A 25,763-nucleotide genomic window follows, 5' to 3' on the forward strand; every position below is an offset into this window, starting at 1 on the left:
AGGATACGGGGTGAATATTCATACGCTGCATATATACGGATACGGCAAATTTACCAATCAGACATTTCGCCTCCCGTCTACTAACCTTCACTTAATCTACGGGCTGAATGAATCCGGAAAAACGACGATTATGTCTTTTATTGAAAGCATGCTGTTCGGCTTTCCGAAAACAAAGCGGTATGAACCGAAAGCAGGCGGCGTGTACGGAGGAATGCTTGAAGCGGTGCATCCGGCCTTCGGCAATATCCGTATCGAACGGACGGCTGGAAAGCCTGACCGGGTCAACGTGTTTTTGGAAGACGGCAGCATCCGTTCTGAGGATTTTTTAAAGAAGCTTTTATCGAACATGGACAGGCAGCTGTATAAGGCGATCTACTCATTCGATGTGTTCGGGCTTCAGGAAATTCATAAATTCAACCGCGACAAAATCGGCCGCTTTTTGCTTTTTTCAAGTTTATTCGGCTCGGACGCGATTGCAAACATGGATGCAAGCCTTACGAAAGCGCAGGAAGAGCTGTTTAAGCCGAATGGACGGAAGCCTGAGCTCAACCGGGAGCTCGATCATTTAAAGCGGCTTTCAGAGGAACTGAAAAAAGCGAAGGCGCGTGAAGACGAGTATCACTTCATCCTGGACGGAAAAAGGACGGCTGAAGCGGCGATCAAGGAAAACGAGCAGTTGCTGGAAGATGTTGTGCGGAACATCGCCATATGCGAGCAGGCGATCGAGATTCATCCGCTTGCAAAGGAAGAACGCCGGCTGAAAGGGCAGCTTCAAGCAGCCGGCGAAGGGGAAGACCGCTTTCCCGAGTCGGGCCTTTTCGAGCTTGAAAAGTATGAATCCCACCTGCATCCAAAAGAGGCCCAGCTGAAGGCGCTGGAAGAAAAGAAACGCGACTTGGAAAAGCAGTCGTCCGCCCTTCTCCCTTTACAGGCCTATGTCCGGCACGAGGGGCAAATCGAAGAGATTCTGTCAGAATATCCGGTTTACCAATCTTACAAGGAAAACATCACGGCGCTGACAGAACAGCTCAAGCAGGCTGACGAACGGGTGAAGGCAGGAGCGGCGCGCCTTTCAATCGAAGACGAGTCACAAATCCTCATCATCGACACAACGTACGATTATGAGTGGAAGCTGCAGGAGGCGATCCGCGCTTACCTTCAATTGCGCGAACAGAAACGGGTTCTTGACGAGCGCTTTGAACAGGCGAGGGCCGATCTTGAGGATGCCGAGCAGGCATATGCAGAACTCTCGGAAGAAGTGATGCCTGACGATGTCCGCAAGCAAAAAGAAAAAAACGTCAGCCGTTTGGAAGCTGCGGGAGGAAAGGCGGAGAAGCGGGAGGATCTCCTCAGACAGCTTTCTCTTCTTAAGAAGGAAGAAAAAGAGCGGGAGAAGAGAAGGAAAACGGCAGCAGCCTCGGCCGTTTTCACAGCCTTTGCCGCTTGTCTGGCAGCGCTGTTTTTTCAGCAGTGGCTCCTTGGCGGTTTTATCGTTTTAGCTGCGGTTCTGTACCTCTTCTCTTTGAAAAAGGCCGCGCCTTCTTCAGCGGCAGCATTCATCCGCGAGCAGCTTGAAGGACTCGAAGGAGACGCTTCGGATCATGCTCCGGAGCTGACATCCTTGAGAGAAGAGCTGTGGCGGGACGATCAAAACAGGCGCTTTCTCATCGCAAAACAGGCAGAGCTGAGGCAGAAGGAAGCGGACTACGAGCGGGCGATTCAACAATTTGAAGAATGGGAGAAGGAGATGTTCCCTTATCAGGAACAAACCGACCGCTTTTTAAAAGAGCTTAATTTATCGATAGACCCGTCGTTTTTGTCTGATGCGTATGCCTTAATCAAGGAGCTCAAAGAAGAAATCGCGAAAAAGCGGGAAATGGAAAGGGAGCTGGCCCGCCTTGAGAAAAAGAGGGCATCGTTTGAAAAACGGCTCAACAATCTTGCCTCATCGCTCGGCCATTCCGAAGGAAGCGTGCAGGAATCGATTTTCAGGCTGAAACACGAGCTCGATTTGCAAAAAGAAAAGCTGCGCCAAAAGCAGGAAGCCGATTTGTCGCTTCAGCATACGCTTGAGCAGATGAAAGAATTGGCAGGGGAAGCGGAATACTTCAAATCGCGGATCGCCGAGTTGTTTCAAAAGGCCGGGGCAAACGATAGGGACTCATTTTTAGAGCTTGCCAAACAGGATCGGGAAAAAAAGGAATTAAAAGCAAAGCTCGCATCGATCGAGGCGGAGCTGGGCAAAAAGGACGAGAACGTTGTCCGGCTTGCCTCCGGCCATACGCTCGCAGATCTGGAAAATCAGCTGGCAGGGGCGAAAGAAACAAAAGCCCTGACAGAACAACGGCTCAAAGAAGAGAGAGAAAAAGCGGCGCTGCTTCTTGCAGAGCAGCGGAGGCTGGAAGAATCGGGGACCGTTTCCGAACTGACGCACGAGGTGGAACTGCAAAAAGAGCGGGTCGCCGTACTCGCCAAAAAGTGGGCTTCAATCAAGCTCGTCAGGCAGGCCGTCAAAAACAGGATGGATGATCATAAAAAGATCCGTCTTCCGAAGCTTCTGCAAACGGCCGAGGCCTTTCTGAAGCCGTTAACAGGCGAACGTTATGAAAAAATTTATTTTTCCGAAAATCCTGATTCGATGATGGTGATGAGAACGGACGGAGCCGTGTTTCACGCGCACGAACTGTCACAGGCGACCTGTGAACAGCTCTATTTAGCGATACGATTCGCTCTCGCTTTGTCCCATCAAAATGACATCAATCTTCCGTTTCAGCTTGATGACAGTTTTGTCCATTTTGATCACGACAGGCTCAAGAAGGTGATTGACATGTTAAAGCAGCTTTCGGGAAAAGAACAGCAAATATTCTATTTTACGTGCCATGAGCATGTGAAGGCTGCATTTCGGGAAGAGGAAGTCATGATGCTTTCTTCCTTGGCGGAAAAGGAAGCAACTAGCAATTAAGGGATTATGCTATAATAATTTTATGTAGGAAAACGGAGGGAGCTTTAGAATGGCAAAAGGTATCATGCTGCACGAGGTTGGCGAGCAGGTTGACTGTTATTTGCTCATCAAGTCGTCAACAAAAGGAATCGCAAGCAACGGAAAACCGTTTTTAACACTGATGCTGCAGGATCAGTCAGGCGATATCGAAGCTAAGCTTTGGGACGCCAAGCAACATGACGAAACGATCTATGGACCGCAGACGATCGTTAAAGTGGTCGGCGACATTCATCATTACCGCGGGCGCAACCAGCTCAAGCTGAGAAATATCAGACCTGCGGCTGAGCACGAAAATGTGAAGATCGATGATTTTTTGGAAACCGCGCCGATTCCGAAAAATGAAATGATGGAGACGATCACTCAATATATTTTTGAAATGAAAAATCCGAATATCCAGCGGATCACGAGACACCTTGTCAAAAAATACGGAAAGGAATTCATCGATTTTCCGGCGGCGACGAAAAATCACCATGAGTTTGTGTCTGGACTGGCTTATCATGTCGTGTCAATGCTCAATCTCGCCAAAGCGGTCGCCGATTTATATCCGACTCTTGACCGCGATCTCCTGTATGCAGGCGTCATCCTGCACGATCTTGGGAAGGTAAAAGAACTATCAGGCCCGGTGTCAACGACATATACGGTTGAAGGGAATCTGCTCGGCCACATTTCGATCATGGTGACCGAAATTTCAAAGGCTGCAGAAGAGCTGCAAATCGATTCTGAAGAGATTCTCATTCTTCAGCATTTGATTTTGAGCCACCACGGCAAACCGGAATGGGGGAGCCCGAAGCCGCCGATGGTCAAAGAAGCGGAAATTCTCCACTACATCGACAATCTCGATGCGAAGATCAATATGATGGACAGAGCGCTTGAGAGGGTCAAGCCGGGAGAGTACACAGAACGCGTCTTTGCCTTGGATAATCGTTCCTTTTACAAGCCCGTTTTTCATAAATAACGTCATAACTTGTCTCCCTTTTGCATACATTTCAGGTATATCATGCATCTTGAAAAAGGGGGATAAGCCGTGCTGTTATTTCCGTGGTGGGTCTACCTTTGTATCGTCGGCATTGTTTTCAGCGCCTATAAGCTGATGTCAACGGCAAAGGAAGAAGAAAAGATCGATCAGGCTTTTATAGAAAAGGAAGGCAGGGTTTACATCGAACGGATGGAGAAGGAAAGGGAAAGACGGATGAAGCAGTCTTCGAAAAAGCAAGAACAGCATGAAACGGGAAACAACCACTCGATCGCATAAAAAAGCTGTCCGGCCCCGAAAAGGGGAGGACAGCTTTTTTTTGAATCAGCTGTTGCCGCTTGTAGTTGCCGCCTTGTTCTGTTCGACTTGTTTTTTCAGCTCTTTGTCTTTTACCTTCATGTTGGCATCTTTGACAAGCTCGTTCATGACTGTCTGAAGCTGGGTCGTATCGCTTTCTTTTTGTTCCAGAAGCTCTTTTTTCAGCTCTTTTTTCATGTCATCGTATTTGCCGCGTTCTTCTGTTTTCTTAATGATGTGATAGCCGAATTGCGTTTTTACAAGTCCGCTGACTTCACCGGTTTTCAAAGCAAAAGCTGCTTTGGTGAACGTTTTGTCCATATTATCGTTTTTGCCGATCCAGCCGAGGTCGCCGCCTTTTTCAGCCGTTCCGTCAGCTGAGTATTCTTTGGCAAGGTCTTCAAATTTTTCGCCTTTTTTCAGCTTTTTCTCAACTTCTTCAGCCGTTTTCTTTTCTTTAACGACAATGTGGCTTACGTGGACTTTGCCTTTCAGGCCGTCATAATACTCTTTTACTTCTTTGTCTGTTACTTTTATGTTATCTTTTGCGGCTTTTTGCATAAGAAGTTCGTATTTGATCTGTTTTTTGACGTAGTCTTCGCCTTTTTGCTTAATGAGCGCCTCTATTTGGTCGCCCGCGGTTTTTTTATACTCATTCAGCTTTTTGTCGATTTCTTTGTCAGTAGCCTTGTACTTTTTATCGAGTACTTTTTGCTGAACAAGCATGTTAAGTGCATCTGCCCCGGCATTTTCTTTTAATGTTTGATAAAGCTCTTCTTTCGTTACGTTTCCGGCCTTCGTTTCAGCGACAACTTGAGAGTCTCCGCTGCTGCACGCGCTTAAAGCAAGAACGCTTGTCGCCGTAATCGCCGCAATAGCAATCTTTTTCATAAATGAAAACACTCCTAATCATAACAGTTTAAACTTTCCTTTGAATTGTATCATATCATATTCTGACATGCTGTAAAAAGATTTTCAAGGGGAGGGCATCCGTCTAGTCAAATTTTCTTTGGGATCATACACATGTAGTGATCAAGAAAAGGAGGTCAATAACATGAGCGGAGGATACTCAAGCGGTTTTGCTTTATTGGTCGTGTTATTTATTTTGCTAATCATCGTTGGTGCAGCTTACCTGTGCTAAAATCGTGGAAAATAGGAAAAGAACCGCTTTTTTTCAGGCGGTTCTTTTCTTTTGTGAGGAGAGCCTAATCGTTTCATGACATTCGTGCATACACTATCGTAACGACTGGGGCAGAGGAGGTGTCAATATGGGCGACGGTTACGTTGGAGGTTTTGCTGGCGGCTTTGCGCTGCTGGTGGTACTGTTCATTTTATTAATTATTATTGGTGCTTCTTGGATATGCTAATAAACAAAAGGATAGCTGCCGGATCGATTTGATCAGGCAGCTATCCTTTTTCTTTATGCCGTAAAGGAAATCTCGATAAATGATGAGATCAATAATATCAAAATCAGCACGTTGATCATTCTGAACACCTTATCCTGCCGTTCTTCAGGAATCTCTCTGACAAGGCATAAAGAATTGGTAAGCTTGTTTATGTTAAACACAGTAAATACCGCAAACAGGATGAAATAAAAAAGGATAATAGGAGATCCCCCTCTCTGTTTCTGCTCCATATTACATTACCAAATATTTATTAAAAAAGATAGAAAATAGACTGAAAAAAAGGTTTTTCCAACCGCTTGGCCACCTATTTTTGTATCAAAATATCAAAATCGTCGGCTTCCTGGTCGACAAAGCAATTTTTTGGCGCTTTGATCAATTTCCAGGCGAACAAAAAATCGGGCAGACAGTAGCCGAAATGAATGCTGGAAATGATGCAAAAATAGTGGGAAAAGCTTGGCATGACGGCCCCTGCATAAAAAAGAACCGGCGTGATCACCAAAAACGGGCAGAGGAGGGAGACAAGCATCGTGTTTTTCGGGATTTCTCTCCATGTTCTCATTTTCAGCCAATATATCCTCTTTTCCGGTTTTTTCTTGCCCGCGATCGGGAAGATGTGAAGGATTTTATGAGCGATAATCGCCGCAATTAAAAGGCCTGCGAACAAAAGCGCATGGTCGCCTCTTTGAACGGTTTGCGGATGAATCAGCTGCATGGCCAAATATTCGGGAATAAAAAACAAAATCATTAAACTGACCGCGGTGAGTGCGATCCGCATGCCTCCATAATCTTTTAACAGATTAATGGTTTTCCAGCAACTCATGTGTGACATCCTCCGTTTTTAAAACTGTTATATGAAATCCTCAGAATAATTTACTCCTCCGCTAGAGAAAAATCAATCCCTTTTCGAAAAAAAAATCGTCATTTTCAAAAGAAATGAGAGGAGGGAAATCACGATGTTGAACTTTCATCAAAAAGGATTATCAGCTAAAATAAAATAAAGGAGAGAAGTGACAAATATGGATTCAATGGAGCATCGTCTTGAACGATTGGAATATTATATAAAGCTTTTGCTGAACACTGCGGATATGGATGAATACCCGTACTATAAAATGCTGATTGAACGGGGATTATCAGAGGAGGAAGCAAAGGAAACGGAGAAGCTGTGCGAAGAACTGGCAGAAGAGCTTGAAGCGCAAAAAGCGCAAGGATTTGTCATGTTCGACAATCTCCTCGCGCTTTTTGCAGGACAGTTAAATGAAAAACTCGAAGTGCACGAAACGATTTTCGCCCTTCACAAACAAGGTCTTTACAAACCGCTGATGATCGAATTCATCGGTATCATGAAGCAGTACGGCCTGGATTAGTTTTTAACGGGCTCAAGCTGTTTGTCCATCTCCGGCAATTCACCGGTTTCTGTTGCTTCATCTTTTTTCTTCATTTTGCCGTTGTCACTGGTAAACTGATTTTCGATATTGGAAAATGATTTTTCGAAAATCTCCATGAAATCATCGCCGTAAATGTGGCGGATGATCGACATCATTTCGACGATCTCAGGGAATTTCCCATACAGCTGATGAAGAGGCTGGGCGCCTTTTAACACAGCGTTCCGGGACGGATCATAGGACTCGAGGATTTCAAGGAAAACCTCTTCGCCTTTCGGAGTCAGCTGAATGTACGTGTTGCGTTTATCGTTTAATTTTTTTGAGAACTCGAGGTAGCCTCTTTCCTCAAGCTTTTTTGAAAAGTTAAACGCCGTGGATACGTGCATTACGCCAAACTTGGCGATTTCAGAAATCGAAGCGCCGTTCAGCTGGTAGGCGATCCACAAAATATGGTGCTCATTAATGTTCAAGTCATAAGGTTTAATCCATTGCTGCCAATCCTTTTCTATCGATTTCCAAAGCGCCTTGCTCAGCTGTGCCATCCTTTGGCTGAATAAAAGGGCTTCTTTCACCGTATAGGGCTCTTCCGCTCGATTCATTCACTTCACCTGCTTCTCTTTATCTTATAATTCTATTATGCCAATAAAATAAAGATTAATAAAGATGTAAATTTACGAAATTTTTAAAAAAGTCGCTTTTTTCTGTGTGAAATCAGCCTTTTAATGAAAAAAAGAGCGTGAAAATGATCATTCACACCCCTTTTTAAAGGCTTATTTTTTTTCGCTGAATATATTAGTTTTGTAAGGTTTTCTCCAGCTGTTGGATCTTCTCTTCAATATCAGCGAGTTCTTTTTTGAGATCCTGCTGATGGGGCTTGATTTCCTCTCTCCATTCCTTAATGGACGATTGCAGCTCACTGCCGACATCCTTGATGATCTCTGCGCTTTCCCGCGCTGTTTTGACGACTTGCTCTTTTAAAGCGATTCCGTCATGTTTCAGTCTTTTTACCGTGTCTTCGAATGTTCCGCAGTTCGCTTTAAGCTGCCTTCTTAATTCTTTTCCTGAAGTAGGCGCGGAAAGTAAAGCCGCAACTCCTCCGATAACTCCGCCTACAAGTAGTCCTGCTGCTAAAGATCGTCCTTTTGACATATACATCACCCCGGTTATATTTTTGAAAGATCAGGCTTTTGACAGCCTTTTCATCGTTTGAAAATGATTGCTTAGGGGCTTTCCGCGAGGAATAATCCCGGGAAAACTTCTGCATAGCTTGCTTTATTTTAGCATACTTTTTAAAAAAGGAGGGAGAGGGTTGTCTGTCATCATCGCTTTTTTAACGATTTTAACCGCCGTTTTTTTCGCCGGCTCCTTTTATTATTTCAGGCTTCTCGGATTTCGTGCATCTTATCCGCCGAAACGCGTACTGAAACAAAAAGCTTATTTTTGCGCCGGAGCCGCGGGCTTGTTGCTCCTGTTCCTTTTTTTGATCAAGCTTCTTATATAAAATATCGGGCGTATCCTCCTTTTTTTGACCATAAATGCGAAAAAAACCTCTTCAAAAAAGAAACAGCCCTTTTTCAAAGAGGTTTTTTGCTTTATTTTACTTCTTCGGTCAGCCTTGACCGCTTCAGAATCGTCTGTACGATCGGATAGATCACGAACATGGCGATCGTGCTGATCACGGCCGTCGGCAAAACGACGACGAAGAACAGTGTCATCAATCCCTGATTTCCCGGCAGGCCGACGATCAAGAGGGCCGACGTCAGGAAAACCGTTCCTGAAATGAGCGTTCCCACGGCAGTCAAACCGGCGGCTGTCAGCGTTCTGCTGCCCAGTTTTCTTACAGTGAGAAAAGCGCCGAAGAAGATTAGAGCCGTAATCGGTTTATCGATAATATTTGGCAGCTGTCCTCCCGGAAACGCAGTGGTTAAAGCGGAAATGATGCCGGTCACAATTCCGATGACAAGTACGTTTTGCAGCTTTGGAAACAAAAGGATTCCCATAAACATCATAATCAGCATCATATCGGGCTTCATACCGTAAAAAAACGGCGGAATCACTGCGTGCAGAGCCGCTCCGATGGCGACAAAAAGGGCCAGTGCAACCAATTCTTTTGTTTTCATATCTATTCTCTCCTCGTCTCAGGCTAAAAGTACCCGCTTTCCAATAATATGCTCGTCATTTATTGCGAAAGCTTTATAGTAGTATATCAAACTTCAGAATGAAGGTGATAGTGTTTTTTTGTCTTCCAAAAATAGGATCGTGCAGTTCAATGAGCTTCCCGGAACTTTTTCATAAAGGCAGCGAGCTTCTCGCAATCTTCAATAGAAACCGCGTTGTAGATCGACGCGCGGCAGCCGCCGACTGAACGGTGTCCGCCGAGTCCGGACATTTTTTCCTCCTTCGCTTGTTCGATAAACGACTTCGTCAGCTCATCATTTTTCAGCGTAAAGGTGACATTCATGTTGGAACGGCTGTCCGATTTCGCATGCCCGCGGTAAAATCCGTTGCTTTCATCGATCGCGCTGTACAAAATCCGGGCTTTCTCGCTGTTGCGCTTTTCGATGGCATCAAGCCCTCCTTTTTCTTTCAGCCATTCAAGCACAAGGGACAACATGTAAATCGCGAAAGTCGGCGGCGTGTTGTAGAGCGAATTCGCTTTGGCATGCGTTGAATATTTTAAGATCTTCGGCACCTGTTCGTTTTCCTTTGTGAGCCACTCTTTTTTGATAATCACGACGGTTACCCCTGAAGGGCCAAGGTTTTTTTGTGCGCCGGCATAGATGATGTCAAACTTTGAAACGTCGATTTTTCTGCTTAAAATATCGCTCGACATATCGGCAACAACCGGAATCGGGGAGTCTGGGAACTCTCTCCACTGCGTCCCGAAAATCGTGTTGTTTGATGTCAGGTGGAGATAAACTCCGTCAGCCGGAATGTTTGATACGTCAGGAATGTGGTTGTAGGTGTCAGCTTCGCTTGACGCAATAATCGAAGTGTTTCCGAAAAGCTTTGCTTCAGCAAGCGCTTTTTCGGACCATGCGCCTGTCATGGCGAAATAAGCCGTTTTCTCCTTGGAAAGGAAGTTCATCGGAATCATTGAAAACTGAAGGCTTGCACCGCCTTGAAGAAACAGAATCTCATAATCGTCGGGTATTTCCATAAGCTCCTTTAAAAGAGCTTTTGCATGTTGATGAACGGCGTCGTATTCTTTGCTGCGGTGGGACAGCTCCATAACGGACATTCCCGCCCCTTTGAAATCAAGAAATTCGTTTTGCGCCTTTTGTAACACCTCTAAAGGCAGTGCTGCGGGTCCTGCATTAAAGTTTGTTGTACGTATCATCACAATCGCTCCCTGTTTATGAATAAAAATATAAAACAATCCTATCATAAAAGAATCTCATGATACAAAAAAATTTGAATAGTGCGAAAAGCGGGACAGGCGCTGATTCTCGCGGGAAAAGGGGCTGCTGTAAATATGAATTTTTTTTGACGACCGCTTGCTGCGGCGCGCATAGCAAAAGGGCACCGGCGCTTAAGCCGGTGCCCTTTTCAATATTATAGATGTTTACTGATGGAAGACGCGACCGTTTGCAGATCTTCCGGGGTATAGTCGTCCGCATGCGTTTTCCAGACCGCTCCGAAGCCGTCGCCCTTCCCGTAGCGGGGGATGATGTGCATGTGATAATGGAAGACCGACTGTCCCGCTTTTTCGCCGTTGTTATTCAGAAGGTTTAAACCGATCGGCTCATACTCTTCTTTAATAGCCTGGGCGATTTTCGGAACCGCTTCAAAAAAATCTCTTGAAATATCAGGCGTCATTTCGTATATGTTGGTTTTGTGGACCTTTGGAATGACAAGGGTATGACCTTTTGTGACCTGGCTGATATCGAGAAAAGCCATGACGTGTTCATTTTCAAACACTTTTGCGCAAGGGATTTCCCCGTTAATGATTTTACAAAAAATGCAATCGCTCATACTTTTCCTCCTTTTTCCGCTTGGGAAAGGTTATGTATAAGCATAATATTACCACAATTATGACGGAAACACGAAAACAGGATGAACGGCTCCCGCGTTCACCCTGCCGGAAGAAGGTTGGCTTTAATAAGAAATGTTACACAATGCCTTTTGCAAGCACCCCATTTTCGTCAAAATGAAGACTTGAAACGCCTATACATTTCCTGCCCCAAACACCTCATTTGATCATCACACCTTTTTTATATGTCAATGCCATATAAAGCAGATGCTTTCTCAATTCGGTGAATGTAAGAAACTTCTAAGCCTTGACATGCTTCAAATTCTTTTCAAACTGACTTTCCAAGATCCTGTCTTTGACAAACACCTCATTCGCCAGATGATCAGCTTCCCCTTCTTCATCCATTAGATTGTCCCGGATCGTTTTCGTTTATGCGTGAAGAACGGAAGGGAAAACGTTTCAAATACCTCCTTATTTTTGGTACTATTAAGAAAAATGCAAGAAAGGAACGAACGTATGTCACTACTCTCTGTAAAAGATCTGACCGGCGGGTATACAAGAAACCCTGTGCTCAGAGATGTATCATTTGAGATCGACCGAAAGCAGATCGTCGGCTTGATCGGCTTGAACGGAGCCGGAAAAAGCACGACGATTCGCCATATTATCGGCCTGATGGAGCCGCACAAAGGGTCCGTTGAGCTAAACGGGAAAACGTTCATCGAGGATCCGGAAAGCTATCGTTCACAGTTTACCTTTATTCCGGAAACGCCGATTTTATATGAAGAGCTGACGCTCAAGGAGCACTTGGAACTGACCGCGATGGCGTACGGGCTGTCAAAGGAAACGTTTGAAAAACGGCTTTCTCCGCTGTTAAAAGAGTTCAGAATGGAAAAGCGGCTGAAATGGTTCCCGGCTCATTTTTCAAAGGGAATGAAGCAGAAGGTCATGATCATGTGTGCTTTTTTAGTCGAGCCTGAGCTTTATATCATCGACGAGCCTTTTCTCGGACTGGACCCGCTCGCCATTAACGCCTTGCTTGAGAGGATGAACGAAGCGAAGAATAACGGTGCCGCCGTCTTGATGTCGACGCACATTTTGGCAACCGCTGAGCGGTATTGCGATTCATTCATTATTTTGCACAACGGCCAAGTGCGGGCAAAGGGAACGCTTGAAGAGCTCAGAGAGCAGTTTTCGATGAAAGATGCAAGCCTTGACGATCTGTATCTTGAGCTGACAAAGGAAGAGAGCTATGAATAGCATTCAAGGAATATGGAAGGCGAGAATTGAGGAGTATATAAAAGAGACAAGGTCTTATTTGAAATATATGCTGAACGACCATCTCGTCATCGTCATGATTTTTTTCATCGCCGGTGCAGCAAGCTGGTACAGTAAATGGCTGAAAGAGATGCCGGAAGGATTTCCCGCCTACTGGGTGATGGCCGTCTTGTTTTCGCTCGTTCTGACAAGTTCCTATGTCAGGACGCTGATCAAAGAAGCGGACCTTGTGTTTTTGCTGCCGCTTGAAGCGAAAATGGGTCCTTATTTAAAACAAGCCTTCAGGTTCAGTTTTATGACGCAGCTGTTTCCGCTCATTGCGGCAGCGCTCGTTTTGGCGCCGCTGTACTTCGAAGCAAGCGGAAGGACATTTGCAGCTTATGCGCTCGTTTTGGTTCAATTGCTTATATTAAAAGCGTGGAACATGGCGATGCAATGGCGGATGACGTATTTCGGCGAAAAAAACGTGCGGATCATGGATCAAATCGTCCGTTTTCTGCTGAATGCACTTGCCTTGTATTTTGCGTTAGAAGCGTCTTACGGCTTTGCGCTTGCCGTGTACGCGATCATGCTTGCGCTCATCGTGTATTTTGCGGCGGCTGAAAAGAAAAAATCGTTTAAATGGGAGCTGCATATCGAAGACGAAATCAGAAGGAAACAGCGGTTTTACAGGCTGGCCAACCTGTTTACGGATGTTCCGCACCTTAGAAAGCAGGCGAAGAGGAGGGCATATCTTGACTGGATTCTTGGATTGATCCCGTATGAACAGAAAAAGACGTTTGCATACATGTATGCGAGAGCTTTTATCAGGTCAAACGATTATTTCGGGATCGTTCTCAGGCTGACCGTCATTTTTGGACTGATCATCGCTTATTTCTCAACGAATGACTGGGTGTCAGCGGTCCTCATCGTCTTTACCGTCTTTATCACGGGCATCCAGCTGACGCCGTTGTTTGATCATTTTTCGCATTTGTCCTTGCAGGAGCTCTATCCCGTCAGACAGGAGGAGAGGCGAAAAAGTTTCTTCGGCCTGCTCCAGACCGTTCTCTGCATTCAGGCGCTATTATTGTCACTGGGAGCAGCCATCAGCATGCACTGGACGGGAATGCTTGCGGGTCTTCTAGGTGCCGCGCTGCTCATTTTCGCCGTCATGAAGCCTTATTTCACAAGCAGGCTGAAGAAACATACACGCAGATGAATCCTTTTCCTTTGCCGTCAGTATGTATAAAGAAGAGGTGAAGGACATGAACGAAAATCAGCTGTATTTGGATGAAGCCTGCCGCTGGAAAATGAGGTTTTTGCGAAAATCATCTATGGCAGAACGAATGTCAAAAGGCGTGCAGGCTAAGATTAACGCCCGCATTCCCGACAAGGTGCACAGAGCGGTGACCGAGAGCATAAAAAAAATGGTTGAGGCTACGTTAGTCGGGTCAAATTTGACGACGGCCCAAAAGGAAACGGGTCCGCTTTCTTTGAAGGAAAAAGACGGGCTTGCCCAAAAATCGGTTGCCCAATATCAAAAAGCCGCGGCCGCGTCAGGCATCGGCACGGGAGCGGGCGGGATCTTTCTCGGGTTGGCGGATTTTCCGCTGCTGCTCGGCATTAAAATGAAATGCCTGTTCGAATTGGCGTCGATTTACGGCTATGACATCAAACAGAAGGAAGAGCGGCTGTTTCTTCTCTACATCTTCCAGCTCGCTTTTTCGGGGGAAGAGCATCGAAAAGAGATTTTCCGCATCATCGAAAATTGGGAAACGGAAAAACGGGACATTGATTGGCATACATTCCAGCAGGAGTACCGGGACCATATTGATCTCGTCAAATTGCTTCAGCTTGTCCCCGGCCTGGGCGCCATCGTCGGCGGAACGGCCAATTATAAATTGCTCGGACATCTCGGAGAAACGGCGAGACATGTCTTTCACTTGCGATGGATCAAGGAGACTGCCGGGTATTAAACCCGGCTTTAGTATACATGTCGATATACACGTTTAAGAAGGAACGGCTGTTGCAGCTAAGCTGGGGATCGTATATGAAATCACAGTTTTTTCTAAACCGGGTATTAAACCCGGTTTTTGTTTTTTTAGTTCAAACCCCAGCCGCTGCCGAGGAAGCTTTTCCTTGTTCCTGATAAGAAACCGCGGCATTTGCCATCACCTTGGCGGCGGTAAGCATTGCTTTTTCATCGATATCGAATTTTGGATGGTGGTGGGGAAAGGCATGATTCGGATTTTCGGGACGCGCTCCAGTAAAGAAAAAGGTTCCTTTTACATGCTGGAGATAATAGGCGAAATCTTCTCCGCCCATCTGCAATTCGCTTTCCGTCACCTTTTCGACGCCTTCTGTATTCCGGGCGATGTCCGCCAGAAAGTCCGTTTCCTCGGAATGATTGCAGACGGCCGGATAGCCCCTTTCATATGAATAGTCAAAGCCTGCTCCGTGCATGGCGCAAATCCCGCTGATGACCTGTTCGATTTCTTTTTCAATAAGCGTCCGCACGTCTTCGCTGAAGGAACGGGCTGTGCCGATTAACACGGCTTTATCCGCAATGACATTAAAGGAATTTTCCGCGACAAATGATCCGGTCGAGACGACGGCAGGCTGTGTCGGATCAAGCCTGCGGCTGACGATGTGCTGAAGGGCCGAGACGATCTGTGAACCGATCAATACCGCATCCTTTGTTTTATAGGGCTGAGCGCCGTGGCCGCCTTTGCCGTTGATCGTGATCGTAAAGCGGTCAGAAGCTGCCATGATGGGACCTGTTTTGTATTGCACCGTACCGAGGGGCTCTGTCGCCCACAAGTGCGTGCCGAAAATAACGTCGACGCCGTCGAGGCAGCCGTCTTCAATCATCGGCTTTGCTCCGCCTGGCGAATACTCTTCGGCGTGCTGATGAATCATGACAAGCTTTCCTTTTAAACCGTTTTTGTTTTTATGGAAAACTTTTGCGAGGACGAGCAGTGCCGCGGTATGTCCGTCATGGCCGCAGGCGTGCATGACGCCGGGAACCGTCGACCGGTAAGGAACGTCTTTTTCGTCCTGGATGGGCAGGGCGTCAAAATCGGCTCTTAAAGCGATGACAGGGCCGGGCAGTCCGCCTTCGATATACGCGAGAACGCCGCCTCCGCCGACATTCGTGCGAATCGGAACGCCGAGGGCTTCATAATAAGCCGCAATATACGCGGCTGTCTTCTTTTCCTGAAAAGAAAGCTCCGGGTGCTGATGGAAATGGCGCCTCAGTGCCACCATCTCATCATAATGCGTGTCAAGCTGTTCACAGATCGTCTGCTTTAATGCGGCTGCGTCCAAACCGATTCCTCCTTTAAGGGATGATCCCATTTTTTTAATTTTATGACAGTTCAAGCCGTTGTTTCAACTTGTCTGTAAAGTTTTATAAAAGAAATAAAGCCATAACCGTTGTGGCGGTCAGCCCTGCCGCGATAGGAATAACATTAATTCGACAGTTCGACTTGCCCGCCGCAGGGATGAGCGCCACATGAATTAAACATTTCAAGTGATACAAAGGATTATGATTTCTCTAGGATTTTCAGGATATTCATATTCTATAGCTTCCAAAGTATATATTTAAAATTAAATTTTAAAAAAACTACACCGGCTTGTGGAAAAATAGTAGTATTGTCAGAGGAGGCAGTAGATTGAACTGTATACTTTTGTATGAATTCCAAGCCGATTTTTCAGTGAATAAAATGAATTTTAAAAAATCAAAGAGCTTTGATATGAATAATATAAAATCCATTGTCATTTTTAAGCCTCTATACAAATACTAACCTTTAGTCATTAAAAATAGAGAGGGTGGTCAACAAAACATGATAGCAGAAATCAAATCATTTTCTTTTAATGCAACTAATGGTGACATGGGATTGGAGATCTATAGTGATTTCAGTGCGGAAAACTTACAGTTATTATGGCAAAAAAGGCAAGATAGCAGCAGCTTAAGCTTATATGAAGGGAAGTTTGTTAAGTTAGTTAAGGATGATAAGATAATCAACATTCGCTTAAATATGAATGACATTATCGATGCAGAAAATCTTGACCAAAAAGATGAAATAATGTGGGATTGTTTCTTAACAGATGGAGTTAAAAAACTCAGTGTTTCTTTTCCAAACTCACTATTAAGTCAATATAACTATTATTTCTTTGATTCGAATAATTTATTCAAAATTGTACCGTATGTTACGAAAGGTTCTAAAACATTGGCTCTGTATATAAGACCTGTAAGTGTTGAATGTTCTTTAGAATCTATGTCTATTAAAGACGGAAAACTAAGCGGAGAGATAGCAATAAAATCAAAAGACACAGATATCCAAAAATTCGACTTAACTTTATGCTACAGAAAAAGAGAGTGTAAGGATATATTTCATTATATTGAGAACATAGATGCCAATATAAAAATAAATTCTTTTTTATTTGAACATGATCTCAATGAAGTATTCCTTGATAAATTAGAGGATGCGTTATGGGATTTTTTTGTGAAAGTGGAAAATGAACATAGCAGTATTTTTATTCCGGTAACAATAAAAAATTTACAACTTGATTCAACAACTGTTCCGTTTAATAAAAATGATTTTTATCAAATTAAACCGCTAATAAATAAAAAAGAAACTTTAACATTACATCTAAAACAAAAAGAGTTAAATGCTGTTGCCACTTCCGTGATTGAAATAAAAAATCATTTGAATATTAAAGGGACAGTTCCTTTTGATGATTTTTCTAATTATAGTATTGTAAGTAAACAACGCAGAGAAGTTGGAACAGCCTTTGAACACTATACAGTATTCGAGAAGAGAATAGAAATGAGTGGGAATCTTTTTGATGTCACTGTTTCCTTTGAAGATTTAATACAATATGCTAAAGAAAAGGACATTTTGGATTTATTTATTAGATGCGAAAATACAGCAGGTGAAAAAATAGATTTGCCTTTACTCGCACAGAATAAAGACAAAATTGTATCAAGAAAAGCAGCTTTGTTTACAAACGGTTTTGGCAACTATTCTATTTGGATTAATGTTAATAGACAATTCAATGAAAATGTTACAAATATCGCGGTTCTTGGTACTTGTTACAGCAGAAATGCGTTTAATACAATGGACTATTTCAATCCGGGATATAAGAAGTTATATAAATGTTCCTATACTCAATTTCACTCCAATATTATTAGTCTTGTTTCTGATCCTGTTGAGTTTAATAAGGATGATTTTATACAAAGTGAGTTGAAAGAATCTGATATTAATTATTTGAAATCAGACTTTGAGAAGAGTTTTTTCGAAAATTTAAAAGACACCAAACCGGATTACTTAATTATTGATCTTTATGTAGACGCGTGTAGAGAAGTGATTGAGATTAATGATAGCTCTTATATTACTTTAAACTATCTGCTTCCACAGACTGCTTTTTATAAAAAATTAAAAGGGAAAAAAGTGATGTCTAATTCTGATGCTAATGAGTACTTCGCCCTTTGGGAAAAGAGCTTAGAAAAGTTCATCGAAAAATTGCTGCCGATTATCCCTGAAGATAAAATCATCCTGAACCGGGGTCGTTTAACTACAAAGTATAAAGACGCTAATAACAAAATTGTTGAGTTTCCCCAAAAGGAAATTAAAAGAAACAATTTTATTTGGGATAAACTTGAGAACTGCTTCTTATACCATTTGCCAAATGTGAGAATCATTGATATGAGAAAGACAAAATATATTGGTTATCATAAACATCCATTTGGAAATAGTTATGCACATTATGAGCCGGATTATTATAAAGAATTTCTTTTTAGACTAAATGAAATTGTATTAGAGGATAAGAACAAATAAAATATCGTGATTAAATTAAGGAGAAGCAAATTCAGCTTGTAGAGAAAAATATGTTTTTTCTGCAAGTTTTTTTGTTTAATCCACATTTTTCTTAAACGGATGCCATCCACCATATTGAAATAAAACAGCCGGTTCAAGCGAGGGTATCTTTGTTTTGATTTGAACTATGATATCAATATACAGAATAATTTAACGAAGCGGATATTCCTTTTCGACAAGATGATCAACAGCTTCGATTTTTTAGGTTTTTCTTTATTATATGAAACGACAAACTCTCGCATTCGTTGTCAGGTCTGCTCGTCGATATTCATGTTAAGCAAGGAACGGCGGCTAATCGATCAGGCGTCATGCTGAACGCCGCCGTTGTTACATCCTGTGAAAGTCAGCTTCGATGCTCGGCTTTCGTAAAACAAAACCGTTTTTGCCAATAAGGCAGTTATTCGACGGAATAATAGGAAGAAATATAGGACGGACGGGAAAAGATCGTGCCTTTTTGGTTGATTCCTGCGGAAGATTGCGGTTTGTCGTGGGCCTCTTTAAATGATGTTGAATTTTTCCAGTCCTGAAACGCCTGCTCTGATTCCCAGAGCGTCAAGACGATGTACGTATCGCTGTCCTTCGGCCTGAGCACTTTCAGCGCTTTAAAGCCTGGCCGGCTTTCGATTTTTCCGGCTCTGTTTTTAAACCGGGTTTCAAACAGCGGCCTGCCTTCTTGTGTGACAGGGATATTGTTAAGAACGGCAAAACCGGTCTGTTCCAATGTTCCGGACTGATCGATGACCTCGTAGCTGCGCGGCGCCTGAAAGACGCTTTTTCCGTCAGTTTCGTGGAAAAGAACCGCAGAGTCCGGCCCCTTCATAAAGAGCATGTTTTCAAGATCATGCTGCCGGGCAATCTTTTTTAAAAAATCGAGCGTTCCGTATGTAATGTAAAAATTCACTTTTTCTCACCCCTTTTTGATAGTATAACAAAAGGACGATTTAAAATTCTATCCATCATATGCTCGAACCTTGAAAAACATAATTTGAAGAAAAAATTCCCATACTAGCTATAGAAAGGAATGAGGTGAATAGATGAGAAAGAGATTTTTCATTCCAATCATCATTGTTGCAGCAATTGTCCTTTTTGCTTTACTTGCATATATTGCCATTATATTTCTCGGCGACTATGTCATCGACGAAAAAAAGTTGATTTTCAACGCTTCTTCAAAAATCGTTGACCAAAACGGGGAAGAAATTGCAAGCCTATATACGGAAAACCGGAGGCCCGTCTCGATCGATGAAGTGCCGGACGATGTCAAACATGCGTTTATTGCCGTTGAAGACAAGCGCTTCTATGAACATCACGGCATCGACTTAAAATCGGTAAGCCGGGCTGTGTACAGAGATATTTTAGCGGGAAGCAAAGTCGAAGGGGGAAGCACGATTACCCAGCAGCTCGCCAAAAACATCTTTTTGACACATGACAAAACATTTTTAAGAAAAACGAAAGAGGTCATTATCGCCATTAATTTGGAGCGGGACTACAGCAAGGACAAGCTGCTGGAAATGTACCTGAACCAGCTTTACTTCGGACACGGCGTCTACGGGATCCAGGCAGCGGCCAATTATTTTTTCGATAAAGACGTTAAGGATTTAACGGTCAGCGAGGGAGCGGTGCTGGCTTCGCTTCCGAAGGCGCCGACAACGTATTCCCCGATTCTCCATCCGGAAAAATCGAGAGAGCGGCGCAACGTGATCCTCGGCATGATGAACGAACAGGGATATATCAGCTCGAAGGAAACGGTAAGGGCTCAAGGGAGCACATTGGGGCTGCACGTCAAAGAAACGTCAAAACACCCCTGGCTTGCCAGCTATATCGACCTTGTCATAAAAGAAGCGGAAGACCGATATTCGATTTCAGGCGACCAGCTTCTCCGGGGCGGTTACACGATCACCGTTCCGCTTGACCCTTCCGTCCAAAAAGCCGCCTACACCTTGATGAAACAGGACGGCTATTTTCCGGGCACTGACGATAAAGCCGAAGGGAGCGCCGTGTTTATCGATAACAAGACTGGCGGCGTCATCGCGGCGATCGGAGGCAGGGATTATGTGTCAAAAGGGTATAACAGGGCCGTTGCTTCAAGGCAGCCGGGTTCGACGTTTAAGCCGCTTGCCGTCTACGGGCCGGCTCTTGAAGAAAAGCTGTTCAAGCCATATTCGCTGCTTGAGGATAAGCAGCTTTCATATGACGGCTATTCACCTAAAAATTATGACGGGCAATATGAGGGAAAGGTGTCGATGGTCGATGCTTTGACATACAGCAAAAACGCGCCCGCTGTATGGACATTGCACGAGGTCGGCATTGAAACCGTCAAGCCTTATTTAAGCCGTTTAGGGATGAATATTCCGGATGAAGGCCTCGCACTCGGGCTCGGCGGGCTGCAACAAGGCGTGTCACCGCTTGAAGTGGCAGGCGCATATCGGACGTTCGCCAATATGGGAGAGTATGAGAAGCCTTACTTCATCCAAAAGATTCGTGATGAAAGCGGGAATGTTTTATACCGCCATAAAAAGAAGCCTGAAAGGGTGTTCAGCAAGCAAACGGCCTGGTATATGACGAGAATGCTCCAAGAGGTTGTCAGGAGCGGAACGGGCAAAGCGGGCGAATTTTCCGGAGAAATAGCCGGAAAGACAGGCACGACGACGTACACCGGAAAAGAGGGAGCAACAAATGACGCATGGTTTGCAGGCTATACCCCTAAAGTTACCGGAGCCGTCTGGATGGGCTATGATAAAACAGATGAAAAGCACTATTTAACAGGAGGAAGCTCGTATCCGACAAGGCTTTATAAAGATATTTTAAAGCGTTCCAATCAAAAGCCTGCTGCCTTTAAAAAGCCTGAAGGAGTCAAGGATCTGTACAGGCCGATCCATCTCGAGGATGTGGACAGCGCAGAGGCCGGTTATTCCTTCACGCCGATGGGGTTGATTACGGTATCACTAAAATGGCATGAGCAAGAGGATAAACGGGCCGAATACAGAATATATGAAAAGAAAAACGGAAAAGAGAGGCTGGTTGACACCGTCAAGGGGAAAGGAAGCTATGACATTCCATATGCAAATCTCTTTTCTGACGCGTCTTACAGGATTGTTCCGTACAATCCGCAGACGAAAGAGGAGGGGAATGGAACAGACTTTATTAAGCCAAAAGTCTTCCCTTCAGGTCATTAGCTGCTCGAAATTCATCAATTTCTTGAACATTAAGTCTCATGAGTATACCGTTTCTAAAAAAAACGGTATATTTGAAGGAGTAATTTTGCGAACGTATGGTTGCAGTCTGAAAGGTGGAAATCATTGTGAAAAACGACAAGGCTTTTAATGATGCGTTTTTAAAAGCGTGCCGCGGAGAAAAAAGCGCCCATGTACCTGTATGGTACATGAGGCAGGCCGGCAGGTCGCAGCCGGAGTACAGGGCGCTCAAGGAGAAATACGGATTGTTTGAAATTACCCATCAGCCTGAACTGTGCGCTTATGTGACAAGGCTGCCCGTCGAACAGTACGGGGTGGACGCGGCTATTCTTTATAAGGATATTATGACACCGCTTCCGGGAATTGGCGTAAATGTCGAAATCAAAAACGGAATCGGTCCTGTCATCGACAATCCGATCGCCTCGGCAAATGACGTCGAAGCGCTCGGCGAGCTTGAGCCGGAAGAGCACATTCCATATGTGCTTGAGACGATTAAGCTGCTGACAGAGGAGCAGCTGAACGTGCCGCTGATCGGTTTTACAGGAGCTCCGTTTACATTGGCAAGCTATATGATAGAAGGCGGACCGTCGAAAAACTACAATAAAACGAAAGCGTTTATGTACAGTCATCCTGACGCATGGAGCAGGCTGATGGAGAAGCTTGCCCGGATGGCGGCTGTATACGTAAAAGCTCAAATCAAAGCCGGGGCAAAAGCGATCCAGGTATTTGATTCATGGGTCGGAGCGCTCAGCGCCGATGATTACCGCCGCTATATAAAGCCGGCGATGGACGGGCTGTTTACAGAGCTCAAAAAAGAAGGCGTGCCGCTGATCATGTTCGGCGTGGGCGCGAGCCATCTCGCCCGCGACTGGCATGATCTTTCCCTTGATGTCGTCGGACTCGATTGGCGGATGAGCATAAAGGAGGCCCGGGAAAAAGGCCTGACCAAGACCCTTCAGGGAAATCTCGACCCGTCATTATTGCTTGCGCCTTGGGAAGTCATCGAGGAGAGGACGAAAAAAATACTTGATGAGGGAATGCAGACGGACCGGTTTATTTTTAACCTCGGCCACGGCATCTTTCCGGAAGTCAGCCCTGAAACGCTGAAAAAATTGACGGCGTTTGTTCATGAGTATTCCGCCTCAAAAAAATCGAGCCTGATTCCATGAGCATTTCAGTTGGTGTTTTTCGATATAAACTGTCAAAATACGTATAGATCCAGATCTTTAAAGAGGTGTTCATGTTGGGTAAAAAGAAAATGGGGCTTCTTGTGATGGCGTACGGAACGCCGTACAAGGAAGAGGATATCGAACGGTATTACACGCATATCAGAAGAGGCAGAAAGCCGGAGCCTGACATGCTCCAGGATTTAAAAGACCGCTATAAAGCGATCGGCGGAATATCTCCTCTTGCTAAAATTACCGTGGAGCAGGCGGAGCAGCTCGAAAAGCGCCTAAACGAACTGCAGGATGACGTTACCTTTAAAGCATACATCGGCCTGAAGCATATCGAGCCTTTTATTGAGGATGCCGTCCAACAGATGCACAACGACGGTATAACGGAAGCGGTCAGCCTTGTGCTTGCGCCGCACTTTTCGACGTTCAGCGTTCAGTCGTACAACAAACGGGCGAATGCGGAAGCCGAAAAAGCCGGCTTAGCGATCACATCCATTAACAGCTGGTATGATGAGCCGAAATTTATTTCGTATTGGGCTGATCAGATTAAAAAGACATATGCAGGGATGCCGCCGGAAGAGCGCGAAAAAGCCGTGCTGATCGTTTCGGCGCACAGCCTTCCCGAAAAGATTGTCAGCATGGGGGATCCGTATCCTGAGCAGCTTGAGGAATCAGCGAGGCTGATCGCCGAAGAAGCCGGGGTAAAAGAGTATGCCGTCGGCTGGCAAAGCGAAGGGAACACGCCTGATCCTTGGCTGGGACCCGACGTACAGGATCTGACGCGGGACTTATCAGAACAAAAAGGCTACAAAGCCTTTGTTTACGCTCCTGTCGGCTTCGTAGCCGACCATTTGGAAGTGCTGTACGATAATGACTATGAATGCCGAGTCGTAACAGATGATGTCGGCGCAAGCTACTACAGACCGGACATGCCGAATGCGAAACCGCAGTTTATCGATGCTTTGGCGTCCGTCGTATTAAAACGATTGGAGAAAGAACAGTAAAGAAGGCGATTTTATATGAGTGGAGAACGTAAGCAGATTGTCATAATCGGGGGCGGGATTACCGGATTGGCCGCCGCCTTCTACTTGGAGAGGAAAATCAAGAAAAACGGTCTCCCCGCCGAAGTGACGCTTGTTGAAGCGAGCCCGAGATTAGGCGGAAAGATCCAGACCGTTCATAAAGACGGCTATATCGTTGAAAAGGGACCTGACTCGTTTTTGGAACGAAAACAGAGCGCTCCCCAGCTTGTCAAGGATCTGGGGCTGGGGCATCTGCTTGTGAACAATGCGATAGGCCAGTCTTATGTTCTCGTAAATGAAACGCTCTATCCGATTCCCGAAGGGGCTGTCATGGGCGTTCCGACAAAAGTCGCTCCTTTTTTGACGACCGGGCTTTTTTCCTTGCAGGGGAAACTGAGGGCAGGGATGGACTTGGTGCTGCCAGCCAGCAAACCGCAGGACGATCAGTCGCTTGGCGAGTTTTTCAGAAGGCGCGTCGGCGGCGAAGTGGTTGAAAACCTGATTGAACCGCTCTTATCAGGCATTTATGCCGGAGATATCGACCGCCTCAGCCTGATGTCGACGTTTCCGCAGTTTTATCAAACCGAGCAGAAGTACAGAAGCCTTATTCTCGGAATGAAAAAATCGGCCGGCAATAAAAGCAAGCAAGCGGCGCCCGTTAAAAAGCAAGGACAGTTTCAGACGCTGAAAACCGGCTTGCAGACGATTGTCGAAGAGCTGGAAAAACAGCTCGAGCTGACGAAAATCTACAAAGGCACCAAGGCCGTCGGCATTGAGCGCGGACAACATTACAGCTTCAAGCTTGACAACGGCATTGTTCTTCATGCGGATGCTGCAGTCATCACCGCTCCTCATAAAGCGATTGCCGCGATGTTTCCAGACGAGGATTGGCTTAAAGGCATGCGTGAGATGGTCTCAACGTCTGTCGCCAATGTAGCGCTCGGCTTTCCTGAGGAAGCCGTAAAGATGGAGCATGAAGGTACGGGCTTTGTGATCTCAAGAAACAGCGATTTCTCTATTACCGCCTGCACGTGGACGAACAAAAAATGGCCCCATACGACGCCGGAAGGCAAAGTTCTGCTTAGGGCTTACGTCGGAAAAGCGGGGGATGAATCCGTTGTCGAGCAGTCTGACAATGAAATGGTCAGGATTGTGCTGGAAGATTTGAAGAGGATCATGAAAATCGAAGGCGAGCCGGAAATGACCTGTATCACGAGATGGAACGAAGCCATGCCGCAGTATCACGTCGGCCACAAAGAACGAATCAAAAAGGTACGGGAAGGCCTTCAAACGTCATACCCCGGCATTTTTGTGACGGGAGCTTCCTTCGAAGGCGTCGGAATCCCGGATTGCATCGATCAGGGCAAACAGGCCGTAAAAGACGTGCTTGCCCATTTATTTGAATAAAAAATGTAAAAAGCTGCCCGAAAGTGAAACGGCGGCTTTTTTATTTTGGCTTATATTGCGGCTCCACATAAACAGAGTCTGAAAATGGAAAAAATAAAATTTAAATTATTGCATTTTACATTTGGATATGTTAAATTACATTCTGTACTTAATGACCAAAATGTTCAAATAGTCATTTTTGGGGTGAGAAAACATGACCATCGACCGGAAAGCACTGATCATCGATGCGGCCACAAAATCGTTTGCGCAATTCGGATACAAAGCGACGACAATGGATCTTGTGGCAAAGCTCGCAAATGTCGGGAAAGGGACGATTTATACCTTTTTCAAAAACAAAGAAGAATTATTCGACGAAATCATTTCTTCGCTGTTAATGGAAATGAAACAAACGGCTGACAATGCGATTGATCCCGATCTGCCGTTCCACGAAAATGCACATCGTGCGCTGATCGCCATATTGGAGTACAGAAAAAGGCACCAGCTGACGATCAAAATTTTTCAGGAAGGCGCAGAACTGGGCACACATGCCGTAAGGGAGGTCATTGAAAAGTTTGAGCACATGATCATCAGTTACATCGAGAAAAAAATTAAAGAAGCGATTAAAAATGGCGATATTAAACCGTGTAACCCTGAACTGAATGCATTTGTCATTTTTAAGCTGTATATTGCGCTTATCTTTGATTGGGAAAAACACCATGAACCATTAAAGAAAGAAGAAATAGCAGAAACGCTGAAGTTGTATATTGTCAAAGGATTATCCCAATAGTCATTCTTTCTTTTTTTAGGGGTGCGGCCAATAT

26 protein-coding genes are annotated in these 25,763 nt (G+C 44.9%); 16 read left to right on the forward strand and 10 right to left on the reverse strand.

Annotated elements, in window-relative coordinates; all coding sequences use genetic code 11:
* The first annotated feature begins 10 nt into the window (after window positions 1-10).
* From AB447_RS13870 to AB447_RS13880, 3 genes are all read left to right on the forward strand, one after another.
* A complete protein-coding gene (locus AB447_RS13870; RefSeq protein ID WP_048353695.1) occupies window positions 11-2,962 on the forward strand; it encodes an ATP-binding protein in 2,952 nt (983 codons plus the stop codon).
* Window positions 2,963-3,011: 49 nt separating this feature from the next.
* Window positions 3,012-3,956 (forward strand): 3'-5' exoribonuclease YhaM, encoded by a 945-nt coding sequence (gene yhaM / locus AB447_RS13875; protein ID WP_046129509.1) that lies wholly within the window; start codon window positions 3,012-3,014, stop codon window positions 3,954-3,956.
* 69 nt (window positions 3,957-4,025) lie between these two features.
* Window positions 4,026-4,253, forward strand: coding sequence for a sporulation YhaL family protein (locus AB447_RS13880; protein ID WP_048353694.1), 228 nt, complete (start codon window positions 4,026-4,028; stop codon window positions 4,251-4,253).
* Window positions 4,254-4,298: 45 nt separating this feature from the next.
* Here AB447_RS13880 and AB447_RS13885 read toward each other — a convergent pair whose 3' ends face one another.
* Window positions 4,299-5,162: a peptidylprolyl isomerase gene (locus AB447_RS13885; protein WP_048353693.1), complete on the reverse strand. Its 864-nt coding sequence runs from the start codon at window positions 5,160-5,162 to the stop codon at window positions 4,299-4,301.
* A gap of 163 nt (window positions 5,163-5,325) precedes the next feature.
* Between AB447_RS13885 and AB447_RS25265 the strand changes: the two genes are divergently transcribed.
* The gene (locus AB447_RS25265) at window positions 5,326-5,412 is read left to right on the forward strand and encodes a YjcZ family sporulation protein (protein ID WP_035427975.1); all 87 of its coding nucleotides are present in this window, start codon (window positions 5,326-5,328) and stop codon (window positions 5,410-5,412) included.
* Window positions 5,413-5,539: 127 nt separating this feature from the next.
* Window positions 5,540-5,638, forward strand: a complete 99-nt coding sequence (locus AB447_RS25270) for a YjcZ family sporulation protein (RefSeq protein ID WP_081605348.1) — start codon at window positions 5,540-5,542, stop codon at window positions 5,636-5,638.
* A gap of 53 nt (window positions 5,639-5,691) precedes the next feature.
* Here the strand turns inward: AB447_RS25270 and AB447_RS13890 are convergent, their stop codons facing one another.
* Together AB447_RS13890 and AB447_RS13895 are read right to left on the reverse strand one after the other, a co-directional pair.
* A complete protein-coding gene (locus tag AB447_RS13890; protein WP_048353692.1) occupies window positions 5,692-5,907 on the reverse strand; it encodes a hypothetical protein in 216 nt (71 codons plus the stop codon).
* A gap of 74 nt (window positions 5,908-5,981) precedes the next feature.
* A complete protein-coding gene (locus AB447_RS13895; RefSeq protein WP_048353691.1) occupies window positions 5,982-6,497 on the reverse strand; it encodes a DUF3267 domain-containing protein in 516 nt (171 codons plus the stop codon).
* A gap of 196 nt (window positions 6,498-6,693) precedes the next feature.
* Between AB447_RS13895 and AB447_RS13900 the strand changes: the two genes are divergently transcribed.
* Entirely contained in the window at window positions 6,694-7,041 is a 348-nt protein-coding gene (locus tag AB447_RS13900; RefSeq protein ID WP_048353690.1) for a DUF1878 family protein, read from the forward strand.
* Here the strand turns inward: AB447_RS13900 and AB447_RS13905 are convergent.
* Both AB447_RS13905 and AB447_RS13910 read right to left on the reverse strand, forming a co-directional pair.
* Window positions 7,038-7,658, reverse strand: coding sequence for an HTH-type transcriptional regulator Hpr (locus AB447_RS13905; RefSeq protein WP_048353689.1), 621 nt, complete (start codon window positions 7,656-7,658; stop codon window positions 7,038-7,040). The genes AB447_RS13900 and AB447_RS13905 overlap by 4 nt on opposite strands.
* Window positions 7,659-7,851: 193 nt before the next feature.
* Window positions 7,852-8,208: a YtxH domain-containing protein gene (locus AB447_RS13910; RefSeq protein ID WP_048353688.1), complete on the reverse strand. Its 357-nt coding sequence runs from the start codon at window positions 8,206-8,208 to the stop codon at window positions 7,852-7,854.
* Between the two features lie 160 nt (window positions 8,209-8,368).
* On the opposite strand from AB447_RS13910, the gene yhzF reads away from it, so the two are divergent.
* Window positions 8,369-8,560, forward strand: a complete 192-nt coding sequence (yhzF, locus tag AB447_RS13915) for a membrane protein YhzF (RefSeq protein WP_048353687.1) — start codon at window positions 8,369-8,371, stop codon at window positions 8,558-8,560.
* A 91-nt stretch (window positions 8,561-8,651) separates the two neighbouring features.
* On the opposite strand, the gene AB447_RS13920 is transcribed toward yhzF, so the two are convergent.
* The 3 genes from AB447_RS13920 to AB447_RS13930 all read right to left on the reverse strand — a co-directional run bounded on the left by AB447_RS13920 (window position 8,652) and on the right by AB447_RS13930 (window position 11,034).
* Window positions 8,652-9,179: a tryptophan transporter gene (locus AB447_RS13920; protein WP_048353686.1), complete on the reverse strand. Its 528-nt coding sequence runs from the start codon at window positions 9,177-9,179 to the stop codon at window positions 8,652-8,654.
* 146 nt (window positions 9,180-9,325) lie between these two features.
* A complete protein-coding gene (serC, locus tag AB447_RS13925; protein ID WP_048353709.1) occupies window positions 9,326-10,399 on the reverse strand; it encodes a 3-phosphoserine/phosphohydroxythreonine transaminase in 1,074 nt (357 codons plus the stop codon).
* A 215-nt stretch (window positions 10,400-10,614) separates the two neighbouring features.
* Complete coding sequence (locus AB447_RS13930; protein ID WP_048353685.1) at window positions 10,615-11,034, reverse strand: HIT family protein; 420 nt, start codon at window positions 11,032-11,034, stop codon at window positions 10,615-10,617.
* A 514-nt stretch (window positions 11,035-11,548) separates the two neighbouring features.
* Here AB447_RS13930 and AB447_RS13935 point away from each other — a divergent pair.
* Genes AB447_RS13935 through AB447_RS13945 form a run of 3 tightly spaced genes read left to right on the forward strand, consistent with a single transcriptional unit; the run spans window position 11,549 to window position 14,262 of the window.
* Window positions 11,549-12,289, forward strand: a complete 741-nt coding sequence (locus AB447_RS13935) for an ABC transporter ATP-binding protein (RefSeq protein WP_046130842.1) — start codon at window positions 11,549-11,551, stop codon at window positions 12,287-12,289.
* The gene (locus AB447_RS13940) at window positions 12,282-13,505 is read left to right on the forward strand and encodes an ABC transporter permease (protein ID WP_048353684.1); all 1,224 of its coding nucleotides are present in this window, start codon (window positions 12,282-12,284) and stop codon (window positions 13,503-13,505) included. The genes AB447_RS13935 and AB447_RS13940 overlap by 8 nt, the downstream gene beginning before the upstream one ends.
* A 46-nt stretch (window positions 13,506-13,551) precedes the next feature.
* A complete protein-coding gene (locus tag AB447_RS13945) occupies window positions 13,552-14,262 on the forward strand; it encodes an EcsC family protein (protein WP_048353683.1) in 711 nt (236 codons plus the stop codon).
* Between the two features lie 130 nt (window positions 14,263-14,392).
* On the opposite strand, the gene AB447_RS13950 is transcribed toward AB447_RS13945, so the two are convergent.
* Complete coding sequence (locus tag AB447_RS13950; RefSeq protein WP_096892213.1) at window positions 14,393-15,553, reverse strand: M20 family metallopeptidase; 1,161 nt, start codon at window positions 15,551-15,553, stop codon at window positions 14,393-14,395.
* Between the two features lie 578 nt (window positions 15,554-16,131).
* On the opposite strand from AB447_RS13950, the gene AB447_RS13955 reads away from it, so the two are divergent.
* Window positions 16,132-18,129 (forward strand): DUF6270 domain-containing protein, encoded by a 1,998-nt coding sequence (locus tag AB447_RS13955; RefSeq protein ID WP_048353682.1) that lies wholly within the window; start codon window positions 16,132-16,134, stop codon window positions 18,127-18,129.
* Between the two features lie 436 nt (window positions 18,130-18,565).
* On the opposite strand, the gene AB447_RS13960 is transcribed toward AB447_RS13955, so the two are convergent.
* A complete protein-coding gene (locus tag AB447_RS13960; RefSeq protein ID WP_048353681.1) occupies window positions 18,566-19,069 on the reverse strand; it encodes an antibiotic biosynthesis monooxygenase family protein in 504 nt (167 codons plus the stop codon).
* A gap of 133 nt (window positions 19,070-19,202) precedes the next feature.
* Between AB447_RS13960 and AB447_RS13965 the strand changes: the two genes are divergently transcribed.
* From AB447_RS13965 to AB447_RS13985, 5 genes are all read left to right on the forward strand, one after another.
* Window positions 19,203-21,341, forward strand: a complete 2,139-nt coding sequence (locus tag AB447_RS13965) for a transglycosylase domain-containing protein (RefSeq protein ID WP_048353680.1) — start codon at window positions 19,203-19,205, stop codon at window positions 21,339-21,341.
* Between the two features lie 125 nt (window positions 21,342-21,466).
* Complete coding sequence (hemE, locus tag AB447_RS13970; RefSeq protein WP_156183553.1) at window positions 21,467-22,528, forward strand: uroporphyrinogen decarboxylase; 1,062 nt, start codon at window positions 21,467-21,469, stop codon at window positions 22,526-22,528.
* 74 nt (window positions 22,529-22,602) lie between these two features.
* Window positions 22,603-23,538, forward strand: a complete 936-nt coding sequence (gene hemH, locus AB447_RS13975) for a ferrochelatase (RefSeq protein WP_048353679.1) — start codon at window positions 22,603-22,605, stop codon at window positions 23,536-23,538.
* A gap of 15 nt (window positions 23,539-23,553) precedes the next feature.
* On the forward strand, window positions 23,554-24,963 hold the full coding sequence (gene hemY, locus AB447_RS13980) for a protoporphyrinogen oxidase (protein ID WP_048353678.1): 1,410 nt from the start codon (window positions 23,554-23,556) through the stop codon (window positions 24,961-24,963).
* A 193-nt stretch (window positions 24,964-25,156) separates the two neighbouring features.
* Window positions 25,157-25,729: a TetR/AcrR family transcriptional regulator gene (locus AB447_RS13985; protein ID WP_048353677.1), complete on the forward strand. Its 573-nt coding sequence runs from the start codon at window positions 25,157-25,159 to the stop codon at window positions 25,727-25,729.
* Window positions 25,730-25,763: the final 34 nt, after the last annotated feature.

Source organism: Bacillus glycinifermentans (assembly GCF_001042475.2).
In the GTDB taxonomy this organism is placed as follows: Bacteria; Bacillota; Bacilli; order Bacillales; family Bacillaceae; genus Bacillus; species Bacillus glycinifermentans.